The following is an 18,797-nucleotide window of genomic DNA, read 5'->3' as shown; positions in this document are numbered from 1 at the left end:
TCGCGGCGCTCACGAGCGGCGCTCCTTCCGCTGGGCCGACAGCTGCACCACGTACGACAGGACGGCGATGACCAGCGCCAGCAGGAAGGCGACGGCCGCCGAGTAGTTCACGTTCTGGTTGGTGAACGCGAGGTTGTAGGCGTACAGGTTGGGCGTGTAGGCGGTGTCGATGACCGAGGGCGCCAGCGTGCGGAGCAGCTGCGGCTCGTTGAACAGCTGGAAGCTGCCGATGACCGAGAAGATCAGCGTCAGCAGGATCGCGCTGCGGATGGCGGGGATCTTGACCGACCACGCGATGCGCAGCTCGCTGGCGCCGTCCACGCGGGCCGCCTCGTAGAGCTCCGTCGGGATGCCGCGCAGCGCCGCGAACATGATGATCATGTTGTAGCCGACGAACGACCACGTGACGATGTTCATGATCGAGCCGAGCATCCAGCTCGACAGGAAGGGCGGCTTCGGCAGCGACAGCGCGGTCGCGACCTGCGCGAAGGGGCCGAAGTCGGGGCCGTAGAGGTAGCCCCACATGAGGGTGGCCACCACGCCGGGCACGGCGTAGGGCAGGAAGACGGCCAGGCGGATGAAGCGCTGCAGGTACAGGGTCCCGGAGTCGAGCAGCAGCGCGACCAGGAGCGCCACGCCGAGCATGACCGGCACCTGGACGACCAGGAAGATCCCGACCCGCACGAGGCCGGCGGCGAACGCCGGGTCGGACAGGGCGTCGACGTAGTTCTGCAGGCCGACGAACGACACGCCGCCGATGAGCTGCTCCCGGTACAGGGAGAGGTAGGCCGCGTACACCAGCGGCACCACGAGCATGGCGGCGAAGACCACCATGAAGGGCGCCACGAGCAGGTACGCGGCGCGGTGCTGGCGGCGCAGCGCCGGGGAGGCGCCGCGCCGCCGCGGCACCGGCGAGCTCGCCGGTGCCGCAGCGGTGCTGGTCGAGGAGGTCACTTGACCGTGAAGCCCTGCGACGACCCGAACTCCTTGAGCTTGCTCTCCCAGGCGGCGAGCGCCGAGACCATGTCGCCGCGGCCGGTGATGGCCGGGCCCATGATGTCGGTGTAGCTGGAGTAGACGGTGTCCATGAACGGCAGCCACTCGAAGTCGGTGTTGACGTTCTTGGACGCCTCGACGAAGACCTCGTTGACCTTCTGGCCGCCGTAGAACTCCGGCGTCTGGTCGACGAAGGCGGAGTCCTCCAGCACCGAGTTCAGCGGCGGGAAGAGGAACTGCTCGGTCGCCAGCTTCATGGCCGGCTCCTTCTCGACGTTGATGAAGCGCGCCAGCTCGGCGGCGGCCACCGGGTTCGGCGAGGTGGAGATGACGGCGTCGGTGGAGCCGCCCCAGTTGCCGGTGGCGGTGCCGCCGGCGGTGAACTGCGGCAGCTGCGCGGCGCGCCAGCTCCCGGAGGTGTTCTTGGCGGTGCCCTGGAGGAACACCGGGCCCCAGGCGGCGGTGAGCCACGAGGCGTAGGTGCCCGCCGAGAGGCCCTGGTACCACTGGTCGGTGAAGTCCGGGTCGACGGCGACCAGGTCCTTCTGCACCAGGCCCTGCCAGAACTCCACGACCTGCGTGGCCTCGGTGCCGGTGAGGTCGATGGTGATGGTCTTGTCGCCGTCGTAGGCGAACGGCTTGGCGCCGTTGGCCCACATGAAGCCGATCATCTGCCCGGCCTGGTTCGGGGGCAGGTCGGTGAGGTAGCTGCTCGGGTTGGCGCTGCGGTAGGTCTGCGCCGCGGTGGCGAACTCGTCCCAGGTGGTGGGGGCCTGCACGCCGGCGGCCTGGAGCAGGTCGTCGCGGTAGAGCATGCCCATGGGGCCGGTGTCCTGCGGGACGGCGTAGACGGCGCTGTCGCGGGTCACCTGCGACCAGACCCACTCGGGGTACGCGCTGGACAGGTCGCCGTAGCCGTTCATGCCGGACAGGTCGAGCAGGTTCTTCCCGATGAGGAAGGACGAGATGTACTGGTACTCGATCTGGCAGACGTCGGGCGCGCCCTTGCCGGCCTTCAGCGCCGTGCGCAGCGCCGTGTACTGGTCCAGGCCCTGGCCGGCGTTGACGACCTTGACCTTGATCTTGGGGTACTTCGCCTGGAACAGGTCGACCTCGTTCTGGATGTCGGGCACCCAGGTCCAGAAGGTCAGCTCGGTGTCGGTGTCCATGGCCTTGGTGAAGTCGTCGGCCGACACCGGCTCGGCGCTGGCGCCGTTGCCGCCACCGGTGTTGCTGCCCGCGCAGGCGGCGAGCCCGAAGGCCGAGACGCCGAAGAGGCCGGCCAGCGCGGCGCGGCGGGACAGGGGCGTGCTGGGGATCTCGAACAAGGGAACTCCTTCGTCCTGGTGTTCGCTGGTGTGACGGGTCCGGTCTGGCTGGTCGTGCGGGGTGGTGCTGGCCGGTGCCGGCGCGGGGCCGGCGCCGGGGGACTAGGGGGAGGCTCCCGAGGTGGCGCCGGGAGGGCCGAGCGGGGCGCCGGAGCTGGCGCGCACCACGAGCCGCGCCAGGACCACCTCGGCGCGGTCGGCGGGGGGCTCGCCCTCGAGGGAGCCGACGAGGTGCTCGACGGAGCGGTGGGTCAGCGCGGCGAAGTCCTGCTTCACGCTGGTGAGCGGGACCACCTGGAACTCCGACTCGGGCAGGTCGTCGACGCCGACCACGGCCACGTCCTGGGGGACCCGGACCCCGGCCTCGACCAGGGCGCGCACCGCCCCGACGGCCATCGAGTCGTTGGCGGCGAACAGGGCGGTGAACACCTCGCCCCGGCGGAGCAGCTCCTGGGCGGCGCGGTAGCCGCTGCGCGCGGACCAGTCACCGCGCACCGGACCGACGGCCTCGCCGCCGCCCTCGGCGAGGGCGGCGCGCCAGCCCTGCTCGCGCAGCTCGGCCGGCTGCCACGCCAGCGGGCCCGCGAGGTGGGCGACGCTGCGGTGGCCCAGGGCGAGCAGGTGCTCGGTGGCCAGGCGGCCGATGTGCTCCTCGTCCACGGTGACGTGGCTGTGCAGGGGAGAGGTGTCGGCGTCCGGCCCCTCGTCGTGGCGCGGGGAGACGATCGGCACGTCGGCCCACGGGGCCAGCAGCGCGGGGTCGCGCCGGAACGGCTCCACCAGCACCAGCCCCTCGGCGCCGAGCGCCAGCGCCCGGTCCAGCGCGGGACCCACCTCGGCGGCGTCTCCGGCCTCGCTCAGCGAGACCACCACGGTGCCGTAGCCGCGCTCGCGGGCGGCGCGCTCGGCGCCGACCACGTGCTCGGCGATGCCGAAGAGCGGGGTGCCCATCGCCACGATGCCGATCAGGTGCGTGCGCCCCGCCGCCAGGGCGCGCGCCGCGCTGTTGCGGCGGTAGCCCAGGGAGTCGATCACGGCCAGAACGCGGTCGCGGACCTCGGGCCGCACCTGGTCGGAGCCGTTGACCACCCGCGAGACGGTCTTCTGGCTGACCCCGGCCTCGCGGGCCACGTCGACCATGACGACGGCGCGAGCCGGGGTGCGCGCGGGCGCGGCGGAGTCAGGACTGATCACGGCACACCCCTTCGTGACTGCGCTGTCATGGGCGGACGCGGAGCAACGTAGGTCGATCGTGACTGCGCAGTCAAGGAACTCGCCGGAACTGGTCCGCCACAGCCCGTCACCGCCCACCGGGCCGGACCCGGGCCCGCCCGGGAGACTGGCCGCGTGGGAGCAGCTGAGGTCCTGGCCGCCGCGCGGGAGGGCGTGGTCCGCCTCACGCCGCGCGAGGCGCACGCGGCCGGCGCCCGCGGTGCGCTGCTCGTCGACACCCGGACCGACGAGCAGCGCCGCGAGCAGGGCGACCTGCCCGGCGTCCTCGTCATCGACAGGACCGTCCTGGAGTGGCGGCTCGACCCGGCGTGCCCGTGGCGCATCCCCGAGGCCACCGGCCCCGACCTGCAGGTCGTGGTGCTGTGCCGCCACGGGTTCAGCTCCAGCCTCGCCGCCGCGTCGCTGCGCGCCGTCGGCCTGCACCGCGCCACGGACGTCGTCGGCGGGGTGCGGGCGTGGCTGGAGGCGGGGCTGCCCACGAGCACCGCCCCGCCCGACGTCCGGCGCTGAGGGGGTGCCTGGCACCGTGGGGAGCGTGGACGCAGCGGACGGACGGCCGGCGACGATGCGCGCCCACGTGCTCACCGGCCCCGGCGGGGGAGGGGTGCAGCGCGTGCCCGTGCCCGTGGCCGGTCCCGGCGAGGTGGTCGTCGAGGTCGAGCGGGTCGGCGTGTGCGGCACCGACCTGGAGTTCGCGACCGGGGAGATGACCTACCTGCGCAGCGGGCACGCCAGCTACCCCGTGCGCCTCGGGCACGAGTGGTGCGGCACCGTCGTCGAGGTCGGCGACGGCGTCGACGCCTCCTGGCGGGGGCGGCGCACCACCGGCGACACGATGCTCGGGTGCGGGGCCTGCCGCAGGTGCCGCCGCGGGCGCCAGCACCTGTGCGAGGACCGCCAGGAGGTCGGCATCCGCGGCGGCCGCCACGGGGCGCTGGCCGAGCGGCTCGCGGTGCCGGCCTCCTCGCTGCACGCCCTGCCCGACGCCGTCGACCCCGCCCTGGGCGCCCTGGTGGAGCCCGGCGGCAACGCGCTGCGGGCCGCCCGCGCCGCCGCCGCCGGTCCGGGGGACCGCGCCCTGGTGGTCGGTCCCGGCACGATCGGCCTGCTCACCGCCCTGTTCCTGCGGGCGGCCGGCGCCGAGGTCCACCTGCTGGGGGTGGAGGAGGCCTCGCTCGCCTTCGCGCGCACCCTCGGGCTGGAGCGCACCTGGACCGAGCAGACCCTGCCCCACGCGCCCTTCGACGCCGTCGTCGACTGCGCCACCGGCGCGGGGACCCCGGCCCGGGCGCTGGAGCTGCTGGAGCCCGGCGGGCGGCTGGTCTGCATCGGCATCGCCGCCTCGCCCAGCACCGTCGACACCCGGGCGCTGGTGCTCGGCGACGTCACCGCCGTCGGGGTCCTCTCGGCCTCACCGGCCCTCGCCGACGTGGTCGAGGCCTACGCGCGCGGCATCGTCGACCCCCGCCCGCTCGTCGCCGCGGTCGTCGGCCTCGACGACGTCGCCGCCGTCCTCACCGGCCAGCGGTTGCCAGGGGCGGGCCCAGGGCCGAAGGTGCAGGTCGACCCCCGTCGCGGGTCGGACCCTCGAGAGACCGGAGGCCCCCAGTGATCTTCATCGCCGTCAAGTGGCGCATCCGCCCGGAGCACGCGGACACCTGGCTGGAGGAGGTCGCCGACTTCACCGCCGCCACCCGCGCGGAGCCGGGCAACCTGTTCTTCGACTGGTCGCGCTCCGTGGACGACCCGACGGAGTACGTGCTCCTGGAGGCGTTCCAGGACGGCGCCGCCGAGGCGCACGTGACCGGCGAGCACTTCCGCACCGCGATGGCGACCCTGGGCTCGAAGGTCGCCGAGCGCCCGAAGATCATCAACTTCCAGGTCGAGGGCACCGAGTGGTCCCGCCTCGGAGAGCTCCAGATGGACGACTGACCGGCGTGGAGTGGCTGCCGCTCGACAGCGTCCTGCCCGACAGCTGGCCGGAGTGGGCGGTCTGGGGCGTCGTCGCCGTGGGCGTGCTCGGAGGCCTGGTGGTCGCCGCGGTCATCGCCAACGACCGGCGCCCCTCGGCCGCGCTCGGCTGGGTGCTGGCCGTCGTCCTCATCCCCTACCTCGGACTGGTCGCCTTCCTCGTCATCGGCAGCCCCAAGCTCCCCCGGGCCCGGCGCGAGAAGCAGCAGCGCTTCAACGAGCGCGTGCTCGAGCGCACCACCGAGCACCGCCCGGTGCACCTGACGCCCGAGCACGAGCAGCTGCCGGTGCTGCGGTCCATCCACACGATGAACCGCCGGCTCGGGGCGATGCCCGTGCTCTCCGGCAACCGCGCCGACCTCCTCGAGGACTACGTCGGCTCGCTGTGGGCCATGACCGCCGAGGTCGAGGCGGCCCAGCACTCGGTGCACGCCGAGTTCTACATCCTGGCGCTCGACGAGACCACGGAGCCGTTCTTCGCGGCCCTCGAGCGGGCGGCGGCACGGGGCGTCGTGGTCCGCGTGCTGTTCGACCACCTCGCCAGCCTGCGCGTGAAGGGCTACCGCGCGATGGTGCGTCGCCTCGACGCCGCGGGCGTGCTCTGGCGCCGGATGCTCCCGGTGTGGCCCACCTCGCGCGAGCTGCTGCGCGTCGACCTGCGCAACCACCGCAAGATCCTCGTGGTCGACGGCGCCGTGGCCTTCTCGGGCAGCCAGAACGTGGTCGACCCGGCGTACGGCAAGCGGAGCAACCGCCGCAAGGGGCGCCGCTGGGTCGACGTCATGGCGCGGTTCGAGGGTCCCGTGGTCACCGCGCTCGACGCCGTCTTCGTGGCCGACTGGTACAGCGAGACCGGGGAGCTCCTCGACGACCGCCTGCGGACGGACGTCGCGCCGGCGCCCCCGGCCGACGACGAGCTCCAGGCGCAGGTGGTCCCGAGCGGGCCGGGCTTCGAGCAGGAGAACAACCTGCGGCTGTTCGTCTCGCTCCTGCACGCCGCGCAGGAGCGGGCGGTGGTGGTCAGCCCCTACTTCGTGCCCGACGAGTCGCTGCTGCTCGCCATGCGCAGCGCCGCCGAGCGGGGGCTGCAGGTCGAGCTGTTCGTGTCCGAGCGCGGTGACCAGGCCCTGGTGCACCACGCCCAGCGCTCCTACTACGACGCGCTGCTGCGCTCAGGGGTGCGCATCTGGCTCTACCCGGCGCCGTGCGTGCTGCACGCCAAGACGCTCAGCGTCGACGACGAGGTGGCCGTGATCGGCTCCTCCAACCTCGACATGCGCTCCTTCGAGCTGAACCTCGAGGTGGTCGTCCTGGTCCGCGGGGCGGGCTTCGTGCGGCAGCTGCGCGGCGTGGAGGACCTCTACCGCTCCCGCAGCCGCGAGCTCACGGCGGGGGAGTGGGGGCGGCGGAGCCTGCCGGCGCGCACCGCCGACGGCCTCGCCCGGCTGGCCAGCGCCCTCGTCTGAGGTGCGCCGGCCGGCCAGAGCGGCTCAGCGGCGCCGGACGGCGACGAGGGCGGCGTCGTCGGACAGCAGCGGCGGGAGCATCTCGGTCAGCAGCACCTCGAGCAGGCCCTCCAGGTCGGCGCCGCAGCGCGCGGCCGCCGCCACCTCCTGCAGGCGCGCGATGCCCACCGGCAGCGGCTGGTCGCGGCGCTCCACGAGCCCGTCGGTGTAGAGCAGGAGCGTCGCGCCGTCGGGCAGCGCGGTCGTCTGCAGCTGCCGGTGCGTGCTGGGGTCGATGCCCAGCAGCAGGTCGGTCTGCTCCGCGCTGAGGGTCTCCACGCGGCCGTCGTCGTGCAGCACCAGCGGCGGCGGGTGGCCGGCGTTCGACCACTCCAGCACCAGGTCGGCGCCGTCGTCGGCCTCGCACAGGCGCACCACGGTGGCGGTGGCGGTGGTGTCGACGCCGAGGGCGCGGGTGACCTCGTCGGCGCGGGTGAGCATGCGGGCGGGCCCGTCGTCGCCGACCACCCCGAGGGTGCGCACGATCGAGCGCAGCTGGGCCATCGCCGCGGCGGCCTGGGTGTCGTGGCCCATGACGTCGCCGATGACCACCACCCCGGCGCCGCCGGGCTGGCTGAAGACGTCGTAGAAGTCACCGCCGACCTGCGCCGCCTCGGCCGCGGCCACGTACCGCACGGCGACGTCGAGGTGGGCGGGCGCGGCGGCGGTGCTGAGGCTGAGCAGCGACCGCTGCAGGCCCTCGGCGAGGTCCCGCTGCTGGCGGAACAGGCGCGAGCGGTCCAGGGCGAGCCCGGCGCGGGCGGCGATGTCGGCGCCCAGGGCGAGGTCGTCGGCGTCGAGCGGGGCGCGGCCGGAGGACGTGCCGATCGTCAGCAGCCCGAGGGTGCGCCCCCGGCTGCGCAGGGCGAAGGTCGCCAGCGACGTGGGGGCGAGCTGCACCAGCGCGTCGCGGGCCGGCCCCGGGTCGAACAGGCCCAGGACCTGCTCGAGCAGCTCGGCCGGGTCGGCGCCCTCGGGGACGAGGTCGTCGGGGGCGCGACCGGCGCCGTCGGACCCCTCCGACCCGGAGACCACGCGGCCCGCGGGCCCGAGGAGCGACAGCAGCGCCTCGCGGCCGTCGGAGCTCAGCTGCCGCAGGCGGTACCTGGCGTGCTGCTCCAGGGCGGGGAGCAGCGCCGGGTCGCGGTGCCACCAGGACACGTCGTGCAGGCCGTGCCGCGGGGCGCGCGCCCGCGCGGCGCCGACGACCTGGTCGGCGACCGGGCTGTCGGGGCGCACCAGCGGCACGGTGGCGTCGTCGCGGACGAACGCCAGCACGGCGAAGTCGCCCAGCTCGGGCACCACGATGCGGGCCAGGCGGTCGAGCGCCAGCTCCGGGTCGACGGTCTCCGACAGCTGGCGGCTGACCTCCGCCAGCAGCTGCAGCCGGGTGTGGGCGGCCTCGGCGGCGCGGCGCGCCTCCTGCGCCTGCGCCATCGCCCGCTCGCGCTCGGCGTCGGCGGCGACCTGCCCCGACACGTCGGACTGGATGCCGACGTAGTGCGTGACCGCGCCGTCGGCGTCGAGGATCGGGCTCAGGACGACGTGGTTCCAGAACGCGGTGCCGTCGGCGCGGTAGTTCAGCAGCGTCTCCGCGCACGGCTCGCCCGCCGCCAGGGCGCGCTTCATGCGCGCCGGGACGGCGGGGTCGGTGCCGGGCCCCTGCAGGAAGCGGCAGTTGCGGCCCACGGACTCCTCGAAGGAGTACCCCGTGACCGCGGTGAACGCGGGGTTGACCCACACCAGGGGCCGCTCCGGGTCGACGGCGTCGCCGACCGTGAACGACAGCCCCGTCGCGAGCACCGCCGCCTCCCGGACGGCTCCCGCGTCGCGGGCCGCCGGGACGTGGTCGGCACCCGGGTCGCCCGCGGCGCGGTCGTCGTCGGAGCGCCGGGACTCGGCGCGGCGCACGTCGTCGTGGGCGTGCTCGGCGCGCTCGCCCAGCTCCTCGCGCTCCCGCACGGGCAGGAACACGACCAGGGCGTGGCCGCGCAGGTTGGGCGCGGCGTCGAGCGGCAGCCCCACCACCCACAGCGGCTCGCGGCGCGGGCCGAGGTCGCTGGGCCTCTCGGCCGAGACCCCCTGGCCCGCGACCGGCTCGAAGCGCGCGACCCGCGACAGCGGGTGGGAGGTCTCCTCCAGGGGCTGTCCGTCGAGGTCGCGCAGGTCGGCCGCGCCGGCCCAGTCGTCGATGCTGACGGGCAGGCCCAGGCCGGGGGCCATCTGCCGCGCGGTGTCGTTGGCGTACAGGACGGTGCGCGACCGGAGGTCCACCATGAGCACGGCCGCGGGGGAGTCCGGCCCCACGGCCACCACGCCCAGGGGCGACGAGGGGGGACGCACCCCCGCGTCAGCGCCCAGGGCGCACCGCCACCAGGTCCAGCGCGGTGGTCAGGGCCAGCACAGTCACGCACCCAGGATAGTCGTGCGCGCCAGGACGGTCGATCACCCGTACGCCTGTCGGTGCCCCGGGGACCCCGCGCTGGCCGGTCACAGGTCGGTCACGAACCCCGGTGCGGTTTGACGCTCCTGCGGCGCCGTCCGTAGCGTCGGAGCCGAAGGTCATGAGTGGCAGCGCGAAGCCCTGGCTCGCTGTCCAGCAACCCTCCTCTGCGGCGGGGTGCTCCAGGTGACGACCCGGCCGGTCGACCAGCCCGGCAAGCGCAGACCGCCAGGAGCACCCGTGACGAGCACCACCAGGCCCTCGGCCGGCCCCGGCGCGCCCGCGAGGGCGCCCGGCCGCCGCCCGGGGCCTGACCCGTCCTGCCCCGCGCGGTCCGCACCCCCTCGCACGCCCGACGCCCGTCCTGAGGAGAGCCATGTCCACGTCCGGTCCCGTCCTGCCCGACAAGCCGAAGCGGTCGCCCGTCGCCGCCGTCGTCGCGGCCGCCGTCGTCCTCGTCCTGCTCGTCGGGGGCGGCATCTGGTTCTCCAGCTCCCGCGGTGACGGCGGCACCCCCGCCGCCTCCGGCGCCAGCCCGGCCGCGTCGGGGCAGTACCGCTCCAGCGTGAAGATCGGCGTCTCCGACAGCGCCCTGCCCTACTGGAAGACGTACACCGAGCTCGCGAAGAGCCAGCTCGGCGTCGACGTCGAGCTGGTCAACTTCTCCGACTACAGCCTGCCGAACCCGGCGCTGAGCCAGGGCGAGGTCGACCTCAACCAGTTCCAGCACATCCAGTACCTCGCCAACTACAACACCACCGCCGACGACGACATCCAGCCGATCGGGGCCACGGCCGTCTACCCGCTGCCGCTGTACGCGACGACCGTCCAGGACGTCGCGTCGCTGCCCGCCGACGCCGTCGTGGCGATCCCCAACGACGCCATCAACGAGGCGCGCGCGCTGCTGCTGCTGCAGTCGGCCGGCCTGGTGCAGCTCGAGGGCGGCGGCACGGCCTTCTCCTCCGTCGACGACATCACCTCGTCGAAGGTCCAGGTGACCCCGGTCTCCGCCGACCAGACCGCCGGGGCGCTGCAGTCCGGATCGGCCGCCGCCGCCGTGGTCAACAACAACTACGCCACCGCCGCGAAGCTGTCGCAGGACGACATCATCGTCGCCGACGACCCGGCCTCCCCGGCCGCGGCGCCGTACGTGAACATCTTCGCCGCGAAGGAGGCCGACGTCGCCGACCCGACGTACCTCGCCCTGGCCGAGCTCTGGCACGACCCGGCCGTCCAGGCCGTGTTCACGCAGGACTACGCCAGCGCCGTCGTGGTGGACCGCCCGGCCAGCGAGCTCCAGGCCGACCTCGCGAAGGTCGAGCAGGACGCCGCGGCTGCCCGGGCCGCCGGCTGACGGCGGGTGGCACAGCCCGTGACCGGTGACGCCCTCGTCGAGCTCGAGGGCGTCACCAAGCGGTTCCAGCGCGGCTCGGGGGCCGCCGTCACCGCCGTCGACGACGTCACCCTCTCGGTGCGCCGCGGCGAGGTGCTGGCGGTCATCGGCTACTCCGGGGCCGGCAAGTCGACGCTGGTGCGGCTCGTCAACGCCCTGGAGCTGCCCACGTCCGGCACGGTCCGCGTGGCCGGCCAGGACGTCACGCGCCTGGGCGAGAAGGAGCTGCGCGCCGCCCGCGCCGGCATCGGCATGATCTTCCAGCAGTTCAACCTGCTGAGCTCGCGCACCGTCGCCGGCAACGTGGCGTACCCGCTGAAGGTGGCCGGGGTCGGGCGCGCCGAGCGCGACCGGCGCACCGCCGAGCTGCTCGACTTCGTCGGCCTGCTCGACCGCGCCCACGCCCACCCCGAGCAGCTCTCCGGCGGGCAGAAGCAGCGCGTGGGCATCGCCCGCGCGCTCGCCACCAGCCCCCCGCTGCTCCTGGCCGACGAGGCCACCAGCGCCCTCGACCCGGAGACCACCGAGGAGGTGCTGACCCTGCTCAAGCGCGTCAACACCGAGCTGGGGGTCACGGTCATGCTCATCACCCACGAGATGGAGGCCGTGCGGCGGGTCGCCGACCGGGTGGCCGTCATGGAGGGCGGGCGCGTGGTCGAGCTGGGTGACGTCTACGACGTCTTCACCGCGCCGCAGACCGCCGCCGCGCAGCGCTTCGTGCGCAGCGCCACGCACGACCGGCCCTCGCCGGAGGCCCTCGCGCGCCTGCGGGAGCACCACCCCGGCCGCCTCGTGACCGTGCGGGTGACCGACCGGCCGCGCCTGCAGCAGACCGTCGACGCCGCGTTCCGCGACGCCGGCACCGGTGCCGAGCTCGTGTTCGGGGGCGTCGGGGAGATCAGGGAGCGGCGGGCCGGGTCGCTCACCTACGAGCTGACCGGTGACGACGCCGCCGTGCGACGCGCGCTGGGGGCGCTGCGCGACCAGGGCGTGGTCGTCGAGGAGGAGGAGTGACGGTGGGGTTCTTCGACGGCTTCCTCGGGAGCACCGACGTCTTCGTCAGGGCGATCGGGCAGACGCTCTTCATCGTGAGCATCGCCATGGTGGTCTCCGGCCTGGTGGGCCTGGTGATGGGCGTGGCCCTCTACGCCACGCGGCCGGGCAACCTGTTCGCGAACCGCCTCGTCTTCGGGGTGCTCGGGCTGCTCGTGAACGTCATCCGGCCGATCCCCTTCGTCATCTTCCTGCTGGCCGTCGGGCCGCTGCAGAGCCTCGTGGTCGGCACCACGATCGGCACCGAGGCCGTGACGTTCGCCATCGCCATCGCCGCGGGCTTCGCCGTGGCGCGCATCGTGGAGCAGTCGCTGGTGGGCGTCGACCCGGGCGTGGTCGAGGCCGCGCGCGCGATGGGCGCCTCCCGCGCGGCGATCCTCTTCGGCGTCGTCGTCCGCGAGGGCCTCGGCCCGCTGGTGCTGGGCTACACCTTCATCTTCGTGGGCATCGTCGACATGTCGGCCCAGGCCGGCCTCGTCGGCGGCGGGGGCCTGGGCGACTACGCCATCCAGTACGGCTCGCAGCGCTACGACTGGGGCGTCGTCTACGCGGCGCTCGTGGCCATCGTCGCGATCGTCGTGCTCGGGCAGTTCCTCGGCAACCGCCTCGCGCGGGCCGTCATGCGCCGCTGAGCGCCCGCTGGGCCACCGCGCCCGCACCTCCGCCGGCGAGCCGCCCGGCTGCTGAGCGGACCGACCCGCCGCCTGCTTGCTCAAGCGGCGGGTCGGTCTGCACCGGGCCGGGGGAGCTCGGTGGACCCATGGAGCCACACCGCGGGCGGGCCGCGCCAGTCCCCGGAGGAAAGGTTTCGCTCGCGCGCGACCGGCTTCGCATCCGCGAGCCCAGGACGGCCCCAGCGCCGCCCCAGCGACCTCTCAGGCCGGTCGCCGCGCCGGCCTCACCCGCGGAGCGTGTCGCTGGGCGAGCACCCGTGCACCCGGCGGTAGGCGGTGGCGAAGGCGCTGGGCGAGGTGAACCCCCAGCGCGCTGCGACGGCCGCGACCGTGGTGGCCCCGGGGTGCTCGGCCGACGAGGGGACCGGGACGGACGCCCGCAGTTCGGCGTGGGCGCGCCGGAGGCGGATGTCGCGCAGGTGCGCCGTGGGCGTCGTCCCGAGGTGGGCCGTGAAGGCGAGCTGCAGGGCCCTGACGCCCACGCCGGCCGCCTCCGCCAGGTCCGCCACCCCGATCGGCTCGTGGGCGTGGGCCTCGGCGTGCGCCAGGGCGCGGCGCAGCGTCGCGGGGCCCACCGCCCCGGCGGAGGCGGCGCCGTCGACGGCTGACGTCATCGTCGTGTTGGGGAAGACGCGCAGCACCGCCGCCGCCAGCGACTGCTGCCAGTGGTCCGCGTACAGGGGGTGGCCCATCGGCGAGCCGGGCGCGGTGAGCTGGCGGTGCGTGAACGCCATGAGCTGGCGCCAGTAGTGCCCCGCGGCCTCGTCGAGCGGACCCGTCGACAGGATGCGCAGCGCCGCGCCCTCGGCCAGCCCCGCGGCCTCCGCGGCGGTCTCGACGGCCCGGCGCGGCAGGCGCAGCATGCCGAACGCCGCCCCCTCGCCGTACGCGGCGCGCATCCCCGAGCCGGTGACGCAGGTCAGCACCTCGCCGGGCCGCACCGGCAGCAGCGGCCCTCCCGTCGTCGCGGCGCTCAGGGAGCCGGCCAGCAGCAGCGACGTGACGACGTCCTCAGAGGGTCCCGCCTCGACGTCCGCTGCCGGCCCGCACCGCAGCCGCCCGGAGCGCAGGCCCCCGGCCGCGACCCCCTCCAGGACCAGGTGGGGCTCGTCGGTCCCGTCGGGGCGGTGCAGCCGGTAGGTCACCTCGGCGTAGGTGCCGCGCATGAGGGCCTCGGCGGCGGCCGCGTCCTGCGCCACCAGCTCCGCCCCGACGACGCCCTCGCCGGCGCGGGGCGCGCCGGCGGCGTCGGTGGTGGTGACCATGGGGGCTCGTCCAGGGGTCGACGCGGACGCGGCCCACTCCTCGAGCAACAGCGCCCATCCTGCTCCTCCGGGGGCCGTGCCGTCTCCCCCCGGTCCCCGCGGGCCACCCGCCCGGCCGGTGATCACCGCGCGCGCCCGCCCGACCTGCGCCAGGCTCTGCGGACGTGACCAGCACCGCGCCGTCCGGCCCCTCCGCTTCCTACGACCCCCGGCCGGTGCGCTCCGCGGTGGTCTACAACCCGGCGCGGGTCGACGGCCTGGAGCGCCGGCGCCATGCCGTCGACGCCGCGCTGGCCGCCGCCGGCTGGCCCGCCCCGGTCTGGGTGGAGACCACCCCCGAGGACCCCGGCACCGGCCAGGCGCGCCGCGCCGCGGAGGACGGCGCCGAGCTCGTCTTCGCCTGCGGGGGCGACGGCACCGTGCGCGCCTGCGTGGAGGGTCTGGCCGGCGGCGAGGCCGCCCTCGCCATCCTGCCGGCCGGGACGGGCAACCTGCTGGCCACCAACCTCGGGGTCCCGGACGACCCGGCCGCCGCGGTGCGCCTGGCCACGGAGGGCGGCCGCCGGCGGATCGACGTCGGCGAGGTCGACGGGCAGGCGTTCGCCGTGATGGCGGGGATGGGCTTCGACGCCGCCATGCTCGACGACGCCCCCAGCGGCGTGAAGCGCGTGCTCGGACCCGTGGCCTACGTCTTCTCCGCGCTGCGCCACCTTCGGGGCCGCCACATGCACCTGCGCATCGAGCTGGACGGCGGGCCCGCCCTGGAGCGGCGCGCGCGCAGCGTGGTCGTCGGCAACGTCGGTCGCCTGCAGGCGGGCGTGCAGCTGCTCACCGAGGCGGAGCCCGACGACGGGACGCTCGACGTCGCCGTCATGACCCCGCGCACCGTGGGCCACTGGGCGGCGCTGCTGTGGGGCGTGCTGCGCCGCCGCGACCACGTCGACCACTTCGAGGTGCACCGCGCCTCCGGCGTGCGCGTCACCGCCGACCGCGAGAACCCCCGCGAGCTCGACGGCGACGTCATCGCGCCGGGGCGCACCCTCGAGGTGGTGCTGCGCCCGCGCGCCCTGCAGCTGTGCGTGCCCCGGCCGGAGTGGTCGCGCGACCTCGCCGAGGGGGCCGAGCGCCTGCAGCGCTGAGGCCGGCCTCCCTCAGAAGCGGAGCGTCAGCACCTCGCACCCGTCCTCGGTGATGGCCACGGTGTGCTCGCTGTGGGCGGTGAGGCAGCCGGTGGCGCTGCGCAGCGTCCAGCCGTCGGCGTCGGTGACGAGCCGGTCGGTGTCGGCCATGACCCACGGCTCCAGCGCCAGGAGCAGGCCGGGGCGCAGCTTGTAGCCGCGCCCGGGAGCGCCCGCGTTGGGCACGTGCGGGTCCTGGTGCATGGTCGAGCCGACGCCGTGCCCGCCGAACTGCGTGTTGACCGAGTACCCGGCCCCGGTGAGCACCTCGCCGATGGCGTGGGAGAGGTCGCCGACGCGCGCGCCCGGTCCGGCGACGGCGATGGCCGCGGCCAGGGCCCGCTCCGTGGCGTCGACGAGCTCGGTCGCCCCGGCCGGCCGGCGGTCGCCGACGACGAAGCTCAGGGCGGAGTCGGCCACCACCCCGTCGAGGGAGACGGCGAGGTCGAGGGTGAGCAGGTCGCCGTCGGCGAGCGCGTGCGGGTGGGGGAGGCCGTGGAGCACGCCGTCGTTCACCGACGTGCACAGGTGGTGGCCGAAGGGCCCGCGGCCGAAGGAGGGGGCGTAGTCGACGTAGCAGGAGACGGCCCCGGCCTCCTGGATCATCTCCCGCGCCCAGCGGTCGAGGTCAAGCAGGTCGGTGCCCACCTCGGAGCGCTCCTGGAGCGTCCGCAGGATGCGCGCGACCAGCGCTCCGGCCGCCCGGGCCCGCGGCAGCTCCGCGGCGTCCATGATCTCGATCACCAGGGTCTCCTCGCGGTGCGTCGTGCTGGGCCTCGAGTCTCGCGCGGCCCCGCGGAGGGTCCCCGGGCGGGGTGCGGGCGACCGAGGACGAGCACTGCGCACCCCCGCCGCCTGCAGGTCCACGACCACCACCGCGGCTGCACCGCGCGCAGACCGCCGGGGTCGCGCGCAGGGACCTCGGTGACGCGTCCGTGCCGGCTCAGAGGTGGGCTGCCTCTGCCCCGGCCTCCTCCATCGCCAGCCACTCGGGGCCGGCGACGTACTCGCTGATCGCTGCGCCGGCGGCTCCGCGCGCCCACGCCTCGAAGTGGTGCGGGCGCAGGACGAGGTCGACGGCGGAGGCGTCGGGGTCGCGGGCGGCGGCGATCCCCTCGTGCAGGGCCCGCTCGCCCGTGCGGGCGAGCTCGATGCCGTCTCCGGTGAGCAGGATGCGCTCGACGGTCGTGAAGTTCGCGACTGCTGCCACGAGCGTGCCGACGTGGCGGGCCGCGTCGTCGACGACGCAGCGAGCCCGGGGGTCGCCGGCCGCCGCCAGCGCCAGCACCTCGTGCGCGTCCGCCCGGCGGGCCAGGGCCAGGCTGCCGGCCAGCTCCAGGGCCGGCAGGGTGACCAGTGCAGTCGCACAACCGCGGTGGCCCTCGGGGCACCGCGGCCCGGAGCTGTCCAGGGGGTGGTGTCCCAGGAGCTGCAGCCCGGTGTCGGGGGTGTTGACGACCTGGTCGTGCTGCACCAGCCCGTACCCGACCCCGGCCCCGATCGTGAGGACCGCGAAGGACGTGGTGCCCCGGCCCTCGCCGAACCAGTGCTCCGTGGCCGTCATGGCGGCGAGGTCGTTGGTGAGCACCACCTGGCGCCCCAGACGCGCCTCGAGGAGCGCCCCCAGGTCGACCGGCTGGTCCCAGCGCAGGAACGGGGCGCGGCGGACGACGCCACCGGGGGTGACGTAGCCACCCAGTGACACGCCGACGGCGTCGGCCCGCACGCCCTCCTCCGCGAGGAGCCGCTCGACCAGGAGGGCGGCGACCTCGACGACCGCCGCCGGGGACCGGTCGGGCAGCGGGGCGTCACCGCGGCTGAGCACCCTCGCCCGCAGGTCGGTGACCACGGCCCAGGCCGCCGACCCGGTGAGGTCCACGCCGACGAAGCGGTGGCGGTCGGCGGGGACGTCCAGCGGGCGCGTGGGACGGCGGCTCTCGGGGTCGACGGCGGCGGCGGCCTCCACCAGGAGCCCGCTGGTGATCAACGGCTTGGACAGGCGGGTCAGGCTGCCGGCGGAGAGGCCCAGGCGGCGGGCGAGCGCGCCGCGAGGCAGTGGGCCGTGCCGCAGCACCTCGACGGCGACGTCGTGCACCGTGCCCCCGACCGGGGCCTGCTGGGGGAGTTCCACGGACCACCTCGTCCTCTGCGGCGGCGACACCGTGCCAGGGGCGCTCGTCGCCGGTCAACAGCTCCGGGCCCCCGTCAGGACACGGTCACGTCACGGTTCAGTCACGAAAGGATCACGAACGGGCACTTTCGCACCAGAACCCACAGGGTCGAACACTATCCCCCCGGCGGGGGTCGCCTTCCCGGTTGACGCACCAGAGAGTTTGAGGCAAAACTCAGCCCATCGTGCACGGCGCCTGCCTGCACATGCTCCCGCTGGTCGGTGCTGGAGCCCCCTGGTGGACGAAGGAGCCCACACAATGCGCATCAGGTCACGTTCGGCTCGCGCCGCAGGCGCGCTGCTCACCGCCGGTCTGGTCACGGCCCTCACGGCCGGCTGCCTCAGCTCCGGTGACACCAACAACGCCGGCGGTGGCGGCTCGGACGACGGCACCGTCGAGATCATGTACGGCTTCACCGACTCGAGCTCGGACCAGTTCCAGGCCGAGATCAAGAAGTACGCCGACGCCGAGGGCATCAACGTCAAGTTCTCGCCCACGCCGGACTTCAACACCCTGATCTCCACGCGCGTCTCGGGCAACAACAAGCCCGACATCGCGATCTTCCCGCAGCCCGGGCTGATGAAGTCCTTCCAGAACGACCTGACGCCGCTGACCGACATCGTCGACAGCGCCAACATCGACGCCATGGTCCCCGGCATCGTCGAGGCCGGCCAGATCGACGGCGAGCAGTACGCGCTGCCGATGTCGCTGAACATCAAGTCGATCGTCTTCTACCCCAAGCAGGCCTTCGACGCTGCGGGCTACCAGGCACCCACGACGCTCGACGAGCTCACGACGCTGACCAACACGGTCAAGTCCAGCGGCACCGCTCCCTGGTGCTTCGGCATCGAGTCGGGCTCGGCCACGGGGTGGCCCGCCACCGACTGGATCGAGAACCTCATGCTCATCCAGAACGGCCCCGACGTGTACAACCAGTGGGTCCAGCACGAGATCCCCTTCAACGACCCGACGGTCGTCAAGGCCGCCGACACCATGAGCCAGCTGCTGCTGACCGACGGCAACGTCAACGGCGGCCGCCAGTCGATCGCGAGCAACAACTTCGCGACGGCCGCGAACCCGATGTTCGACAACCCGCCGGCCTGCTACATGTACCGCCAGGGCAACTTCGTGGCCCGCAGCGGCGGCTTCCCCGACGCGGTCCTGTCCGACATCGACAACCAGGTCGGCGTCTTCGCCATGCCGGGCCTGACCGCTGACGACAAGCCCGTCCTCGGCGGTGGCGACCTCGCCTCGGTGTTCAACAACACCGAGGACTCCGCCAAGATCATGAACTACATGGCCTCGGCGGACTTCGGCAAGGACTGGGCCGCGGCGAACGGCTTCATCTCGCCCCGCAAGGACTTCGACCAGAGCGCCTACCCGAACGAGCTGACCAAGCAGATGGCGACGGCGGCGTACGACTCCACCGCGTTCGTCTTCGACGGCTCCGACCAGATGCCGGGCGCTGTGGGCTCCGGCACCTTCTGGACCGAGATGACCGCCTGGATCGCCGGCCAGGAGTCCGAGCAGCAGGCGCTGGACAACATCGAGGCCAGCTGGCCCGCCAGCTGACCCACCGCTCCGCAC

At 74.5% G+C, this 18,797-nt stretch carries 16 protein-coding genes and 1 riboswitch; of the genes, 9 read left to right on the top strand and 7 right to left on the bottom strand.

From position 1 onward, the window contains the following. Window positions 1–9: 9 nt before the first annotated feature. From F1641_RS12120 to F1641_RS12110, 3 genes are all read right to left on the bottom strand, one after another. The gene (locus F1641_RS12120; protein ID WP_219729546.1) at window positions 10–954 is read right to left on the bottom strand and encodes a carbohydrate ABC transporter permease; all 945 of its coding nucleotides are present in this window, start codon (window positions 952–954) and stop codon (window positions 10–12) included. Further along, window positions 951–2,324, bottom strand: coding sequence for an ABC transporter substrate-binding protein (locus F1641_RS12115; RefSeq protein ID WP_206691058.1), 1,374 nt, complete (start codon window positions 2,322–2,324; stop codon window positions 951–953). The genes F1641_RS12120 and F1641_RS12115 overlap by 4 nt, the downstream gene beginning before the upstream one ends. A gap of 102 nt (window positions 2,325–2,426) precedes the next feature. Next, window positions 2,427–3,518 carry a LacI family DNA-binding transcriptional regulator gene (locus F1641_RS12110; RefSeq protein ID WP_206691057.1) on the bottom strand — a complete coding sequence of 364 codons (1,092 nt, stop codon included), beginning with the start codon at window positions 3,516–3,518 and terminating at the stop codon, window positions 2,427–2,429. Between the two features lie 153 nt (window positions 3,519–3,671). Here F1641_RS12110 and F1641_RS12105 point away from each other — a divergent pair, with 153 nt between their 5' ends. From F1641_RS12105 to cls, 4 genes are read left to right on the top strand one after another with little or no spacing between them, the layout of a single operon-like run. Next, complete coding sequence (locus F1641_RS12105) at window positions 3,672–4,067, top strand: rhodanese-like domain-containing protein (RefSeq protein WP_194905781.1); 396 nt, start codon at window positions 3,672–3,674, stop codon at window positions 4,065–4,067. 55 nt (window positions 4,068–4,122) lie between these two features. Continuing rightward, on the top strand, window positions 4,123–5,169 hold the full coding sequence (locus F1641_RS12100) for an alcohol dehydrogenase catalytic domain-containing protein (protein WP_194906016.1): 1,047 nt from the start codon (window positions 4,123–4,125) through the stop codon (window positions 5,167–5,169). Next, the gene (locus F1641_RS23250; protein ID WP_194905779.1) at window positions 5,166–5,489 is read left to right on the top strand and encodes a putative quinol monooxygenase; all 324 of its coding nucleotides are present in this window, start codon (window positions 5,166–5,168) and stop codon (window positions 5,487–5,489) included. The genes F1641_RS12100 and F1641_RS23250 overlap by 4 nt, the downstream gene beginning before the upstream one ends. Window positions 5,490–5,494: 5 nt before the next feature. After that, on the top strand, window positions 5,495–6,994 hold the full coding sequence (gene cls / locus F1641_RS12090; RefSeq protein WP_206691055.1) for a cardiolipin synthase: 1,500 nt from the start codon (window positions 5,495–5,497) through the stop codon (window positions 6,992–6,994). A 24-nt stretch (window positions 6,995–7,018) separates the two neighbouring features. On the opposite strand, the gene F1641_RS12085 is transcribed toward cls, so the two are convergent. Then, window positions 7,019–9,376 carry a SpoIIE family protein phosphatase gene (locus tag F1641_RS12085; RefSeq protein ID WP_194905776.1) on the bottom strand — a complete coding sequence of 786 codons (2,358 nt, stop codon included), beginning with the start codon at window positions 9,374–9,376 and terminating at the stop codon, window positions 7,019–7,021. Between the two features lie 217 nt (window positions 9,377–9,593). Further along, window positions 9,594–9,703, top strand: a riboswitch (SAM riboswitch). Window positions 9,704–9,852: 149 nt separating this feature from the next. Between F1641_RS12085 and F1641_RS12080 the strand changes: the two genes are divergently transcribed. From F1641_RS12080 to F1641_RS12070, 3 genes are read left to right on the top strand one after another with little or no spacing between them, the layout of a single operon-like run. Beyond that, window positions 9,853–10,830, top strand: a complete 978-nt coding sequence (locus F1641_RS12080; RefSeq protein WP_194905774.1) for a MetQ/NlpA family ABC transporter substrate-binding protein — start codon at window positions 9,853–9,855, stop codon at window positions 10,828–10,830. 6 nt (window positions 10,831–10,836) lie between these two features. Continuing rightward, window positions 10,837–11,883 carry an ATP-binding cassette domain-containing protein gene (locus F1641_RS23245; protein WP_309225584.1) on the top strand — a complete coding sequence of 349 codons (1,047 nt, stop codon included), beginning with the start codon at window positions 10,837–10,839 and terminating at the stop codon, window positions 11,881–11,883. A gap of 2 nt (window positions 11,884–11,885) precedes the next feature. Beyond that, a complete protein-coding gene (locus tag F1641_RS12070) occupies window positions 11,886–12,554 on the top strand; it encodes a methionine ABC transporter permease (protein WP_375541487.1) in 669 nt (222 codons plus the stop codon). Between the two features lie 266 nt (window positions 12,555–12,820). Here the strand turns inward: F1641_RS12070 and F1641_RS12065 are convergent, their stop codons facing one another. Then, window positions 12,821–13,861, bottom strand: a complete 1,041-nt coding sequence (locus F1641_RS12065; protein WP_194905773.1) for an AraC family transcriptional regulator — start codon at window positions 13,859–13,861, stop codon at window positions 12,821–12,823. 164 nt (window positions 13,862–14,025) lie between these two features. On the opposite strand from F1641_RS12065, the gene F1641_RS23240 reads away from it, so the two are divergent. Continuing rightward, on the top strand, window positions 14,026–15,000 hold the full coding sequence (locus F1641_RS23240) for a diacylglycerol kinase family protein (protein ID WP_194905771.1): 975 nt from the start codon (window positions 14,026–14,028) through the stop codon (window positions 14,998–15,000). Window positions 15,001–15,012: 12 nt separating this feature from the next. On the opposite strand, the gene map is transcribed toward F1641_RS23240, so the two are convergent. Next, entirely contained in the window at window positions 15,013–15,783 is a 771-nt protein-coding gene (gene map / locus F1641_RS12055; protein WP_194905769.1) for a type I methionyl aminopeptidase, read from the bottom strand. A gap of 199 nt (window positions 15,784–15,982) precedes the next feature. Next, entirely contained in the window at window positions 15,983–17,170 is a 1,188-nt protein-coding gene (locus F1641_RS12050; protein ID WP_194905767.1) for an ROK family transcriptional regulator, read from the bottom strand. A 298-nt stretch (window positions 17,171–17,468) separates the two neighbouring features. Between F1641_RS12050 and F1641_RS12045 the strand changes: the two genes are divergently transcribed. Next, window positions 17,469–18,782, top strand: a complete 1,314-nt coding sequence (locus F1641_RS12045) for an ABC transporter substrate-binding protein (protein WP_194905765.1) — start codon at window positions 17,469–17,471, stop codon at window positions 18,780–18,782. Window positions 18,783–18,797: the final 15 nt, after the last annotated feature.

The organism is Quadrisphaera sp. INWT6 (assembly GCF_015390235.1).
Taxonomy (GTDB): Bacteria; Actinomycetota; Actinomycetes; order Actinomycetales; family Quadrisphaeraceae; genus Quadrisphaera.
The sequence above is the reverse complement of the archived record's forward strand: the minus strand, read 5'-3'. Positions and strand labels throughout refer to the sequence as shown.

Bases quoted from the DNA above. Each gene is read 5' to 3' on its own strand.
- F1641_RS12080 (WP_194905774.1), top strand. From the start codon at position 9,853: ATGTCCACGTCCGGTCCCGTCCTGCCCGACAAGCCGAAGCGGTCGCCC.
- F1641_RS12045 (WP_194905765.1), top strand. From the start codon at position 17,469: ATGCGCATCAGGTCACGTTCGGCTCGCGCCGCAGGCGCGCTGCTCACC.
- F1641_RS12100 (WP_194906016.1), top strand. From the start codon at position 4,123: ATGCGCGCCCACGTGCTCACCGGCCCCGGCGGGGGAGGGGTGCAGCGC.
- F1641_RS12065 (WP_194905773.1), bottom strand. From the start codon at position 13,861: ATGGTCACCACCACCGACGCCGCCGGCGCGCCCCGCGCCGGCGAGGGC.